This is a genomic window from Fulvivirga sp. AWR4_260, from assembly GCF_056158185.1.
The window spans coordinates 1-4,699 of the sequence record NZ_JBSWSU010000004.1 but is presented as its reverse complement, the minus strand read 5'-3'; the positions used below and the strand labels follow the sequence as shown (position 1 = coordinate 4,699).

2 protein-coding genes, 2 pseudogenes and 1 other annotated feature are annotated in these 4,699 nt (G+C 36.0%); of the genes and pseudogenes, 3 read left to right on the top strand and 1 reads right to left on the bottom strand.

Going from position 1 to position 4,699, the window contains the following annotated elements; translation table 11 throughout:
* A partial coding sequence (locus tag ACXACQ_RS06100) for a YaaC family protein (RefSeq protein WP_474975053.1) occupies positions 1-802 on the bottom strand: 802 nt, incomplete at its 3' end.
* Positions 803-915: 113 nt separating this feature from the next.
* Between ACXACQ_RS06100 and guaB the strand changes: the two are divergent.
* The 3 genes and pseudogenes from guaB to ACXACQ_RS06085 form a co-directional block, all read left to right on the top strand.
* A pseudogene (gene guaB, locus ACXACQ_RS06095) lies at positions 916-2,385 on the top strand (IMP dehydrogenase).
* 233 nt (positions 2,386-2,618) lie between these two features.
* On the top strand, positions 2,619-3,977 hold the full coding sequence (locus tag ACXACQ_RS06090; RefSeq protein WP_474975052.1) for a D-alanyl-D-alanine carboxypeptidase family protein: 1,359 nt from the start codon (positions 2,619-2,621) through the stop codon (positions 3,975-3,977).
* 62 nt (positions 3,978-4,039) lie between these two features.
* Positions 4,040-4,265: a binding site (T-box leader), on the top strand.
* Between the two features lie 52 nt (positions 4,266-4,317).
* Positions 4,318-4,699, top strand: a pseudogene (locus ACXACQ_RS06085) (hypothetical protein); the annotation flags it as partial.

Here is a 4,699-nt window from a genome sequence, read left to right as displayed (position 1 = left end):
TGCTTAAATTATAGAGTACTAAGTAATGGGAAAATAATTCTGGATAATCATTTAATGGACTTCTTTCGATAGGTAATGAATAATTTTTATTTACAATATTATATTTGAAATATCGATTGATCTCTTTGTTTTGAGGGAATTTTATATGTTCCTTCGTATAGAGAATATCTGTTCCATCCACTTGTAGTTTTTCGGAAAGAAAAGTAGAAAATCTCGATTCAGTCATATGATAATGATTAAGAATAGATATTGGAACAAAGAAGTCATCTTTTTCTTTTTTTATATCAATAAATGTTTGTTCTTTTTGGATAGACTGAAACATTATTTCCATCTCTGGGATTTGTCTCAATAAATCAACCATATAAAATTTGTCCCCTTCTAGATGTTTCATATGGAACATTTTTTCTGCCATATATGGAAATAAGCCACTCTTTTGTAGTTTCACTTCATCTTTTAAAAAGAGGTATTGCTGCTTTTTCTTTTTTCTTGTCGAAACTCCATGAGCCAGTACGGAGGTCGTATCTGGATAAAGAGGGTCAATAGTTAAAATACAAGCTTTTATTAGATGAACTAGGCCGTAGAAATAGAGAATTGGTTTAATAATTAACGGGGCAGCGGCGGCTTGTTCATAGTAAACCTTACCGTGTTCAATGTAATATATAAACGGATAAGTATTTTCAAAACTCTTTTGTGATGCTTGTTCAATTCCTTCGTTTTGATAACTTTTTTCTAAAAATGCTTTGGTTGTTTCTGTTGAAAAAAAGGGTAAATATGATTGCCAATTGTCGTAAGAATGCTTCAAAATATACAACCTCCAAATAATCTGAAAAATCCAACTTATAGCAGTGTCCTTGACAGTATTTTGTCCAATTGATAACCTACTAATAATATTTTCATGTTCAGGAGGTCAAAAAAATGTGGGAAACTAAATTTGAAAAAGAAGGTTTAACTTTTGATGATGTACTGCTTGTCCCTGCTAAATCTGAGGTATTGCCGAAAGATGTCGATTTGTCGGTGAGACTGTCTGAAAAGGTAAAGTTGAATGTTCCAATTATCAGTGCTGGTATGGATACAGTAACTGAAGCTGAAATGGCTATTGCAATGGCACGCCAGGGTGGATTAGGTATTATTCACAAAAACATGTCCATTGAAGCAACAGGCAGATTTAGTTGATAAAGTAAAACGCTCTGAGAGTGGCGTTATTTCTGATCCGTTTTTCCTTACTCCCGAACAACAAGTGTATGATGCTGAACATTTAATGGGCAAATATCGTATATCAGGTGTTCCAATTGTAAATAATCTTGACGAACAAAAACTTGTTGGTATTATTAACAAACCGTGACCTTCGTTTCATTCAAGATTTCTCTATTAAGATCTCTGATGTAATGACGAAAGAAAACCTAGTAACTGCTTCAGTAGGTACAACGCTACAAGAAGCAGAAAAAATATCTGCAACAAGTATAAAATTGAGAAATTACCTCTTGTTGATGATAATGGTGTTTTAAAAGGACTTATCACTATTAAAGATATTGAAAAAGTCATTGAGTTCCCTAACTCAGCGAAAGATGCACAAGGCCGTTTACTTGCTGGTGCAGCAATCGGTATAACAAAAGATACATTGAAAAGATTAGAGTTACTTGTTAAAGCTCAAGTGTAGATGTAGTAGTAGTCGATACGGCTCACGGCCACTCAGCAGGTGTTATTAATACAGTAAAAGAAATTAAAGACAAATACCCTGACCTGACGGTTGTAGCAGGTAATGTAGCTACTGCTGAAGGTACACGTGCATTGTTTGAAGCTGGAGCTGATGTTGTAAAGGTAGGTATTGGACCTGGATCTATTTGTACAACTCGTGTGGTAGCAGGTGTTGGCGTGCCACAAATTACAGCGGTATATGATTGTGCAACAGAAGCACGTAAACATGGTAAAGCGATTATCGCTGATGGTGGGATTAAATATTCAGGAGATATCGTGAAAGCATTAGCTTCTGGTGGACATGCAGTTATGCTAGGAAGTATGTTAGCTGGTGTATCTGAAAGTCCAGGTGAAACAGAAATTTTCCAAGGACGTCAATTTAAAGTCTATCGTGGGATGGGATCCGTTACTTCTATGGAAAAAGGATCAAAAGATCGTTACTTCCAAGAAGATAATAAGAAATTCGTTCCAGAAGGCATTGAAGGACGTATTCCATTTAAAGGTTCATTAGCAGATACAATTTATCAGTTAGTTGGTGGCGTTCGCTCTGGTATGGGTTACTGCGGGGCAGCAAATTTAGAATTCTTAAGAGAAAATGCACAGTTTATCCGTATGACAGGTGCTGGTCTTAAAGAAAGTCACCCACATGATATCCAAATTACGAAAGAAGCACCAAATTATTCATTATAATTTTTTTAAGAAAGTAAGAGGGCAGGTCCTCTTACTTTTTTTTTGCTTGGAAAGATATCAGACTTTCGTCATTGTTAGCAAAATGCACAGTGTTTTCTCAGGCGGATTGACCTAAGGAATAGAGAAAGAAAAGGGATGTTCATGAAAACGCCAAGATTAGGAAAAGGTTGTTTGTATCCATGAAGGACATCTTATGATAAAATAACAAAAGCTGAAAAAAAAGTTGGAGGGCTTTGGAATTGAGAAGAAAAGGATATCGTAAAGTTGTTGCAAGTTTCTTGGTGTTGATTATGGTGTTAGGCATTCTTCCAAATGTACATAAAGCAAGTGCAAAAGAAGATATACTTAATATTAATGCAGATGCAGCTATTCTAGTAGATGCAGAAACAGGTAGGGTTTTATACGGGAAAAACATTGATAAGGTGCTTGGTATTGCAAGTATGTCAAAAATGATGACCGAGTATCTTTTATTAGAAGCTATTGATGAAGGTCGAGTATCATGGGATCAAGAGTATGCTGTAAGTGAGTACGTTTGGAAAGTGTCTCATGACACAGCGCTTTCGAATGTTCCTCTTAGAAGAGATGGGACATACAGCATTAAGGAATTATTTGAAGCAATGACTATTTATTCCGCAAATGGAGCAACAATTGCCATTGCTGAGACAATTGCTGGTTCTGAAAAGAACTTTGTGCAAATGATGAATGAAAAAGCAGAGGAATTAGGGTTAGAAGATTATAAATTCGTCAATTCTTCTGGTTTAAATAACAAGGATTTAAAAGGTTACCATTCGACAGGTAATGAAGATGAAGAAAATGTGATGTCTGCTAGAGCAACAGCTAAACTAGCGACAACGCTCCTCACGGATTTTCCTCAAGTTTTAGAAACAGCGAGCATTCCTAGAAAAACATTTAGAGAAGGCACTGAAGATAAAATTGATATGGAAAATTGGAACTGGATGTTACCTGAACTGGTCTACGGCTATGAAGGTGTAGATGGGTTAAAGACAGGAACAACTGATTTTGCTGGTTCTTCTTTTACAGGAACAGCTGAACGTGATGGAAAAAGATATGTAACAGTTGTTATGAATGCAAAGGGTGGCGGCGATTCTGGCTATAATCAAGCTAGATTCGACGAAACAAAGAAAATGTTTGATTACGCGTTCTCTAATTTTGATAAAAAAGAGATCGTTCCTGCTGGCTATCAAGTGAAAGATAAAGAAAAGCTTGCCGTTGAAAAAGGGAAAGAAAATGCAGTAACGATTGAATCAAAAGAGGCTATTACATTAACTGTTAAAAATGGAGAAGAAGAGAATTATCAACCAAAGCTTGTGATCAATGAAGATTTATTAAATGATCAAGGTCAATTAACAGCTCCTGTAAAAAAAGGTGATGTTGTTGGTTATTTAACGGTTGAAGATAAAGATGGTAATGCGATTGAATTTTTAAATGCTAACCAAACAAGAGTTGATGTCATCGCTTCTGAATCGGTTGAAAAAGCGAACTGGTTCGTTTTATCTATGCGTGGTGTTGGTGGATTCTTTGGAGATGTTTGGGATAGTGTTGCATCTACTGTTAAAGGTTGGTTTTCTTGAATAATGTAGTTGCATTTGGCTTATAATTATAGTAAATTATGTATTACTAATAAGTTGAATAAAAGAAAGCATAAAGAAGGAAGTAGTATCAAGTACACTTTTGCCATAGAGAGCTGGTGGTTGGTGCAAACCAGACAAAAGCACTTGAGAATCCATCCTTTGCGTAGAGCTTGGAACGCATTTTTTGTAAGTAAAAGCTCTCGGGTAAACCTCGTTAAAGATTTAAAGTGAAAAGTATGGACTATACTTTTAACTAGGGTGGCAACGCGGGTAACTCTCGTCCCTTTATAGGGGACGGGAGTTTTTTGTTTTCACAAATTTGAATATGGAGGGAAAGGCTATGTTAGATATCAAATATTTAAGAGCTAATTTTGCTGAAGTAAAGGAAAAACTAGAAAAACACCGTGGGGAAGACATTTCCGATCTTGAGAAGTTTGAGGATTTGGATGTAAAACGCCGAGAATTACTTGTAAAAACGGAAGAGCTTAAAAGCAAAAGAAATGAAGTATCACAGCAAGTGGCTGTTTTGAAACGAGAGAAAAAAGATGCGGACCAATTAATTGCTGAAATGAGGCAAGTTGGCGACCAAATTAAGGATTTAGACCATGAGTTACGCGAAGTAGAAGCTGAATTAGAGCTTATCTTACTCAGTATTCCAAACATCCCACATGAAAGTGTACCCGTTGGTGAGACAGAGGATGACAATGTCTTAGCTTGGCAAT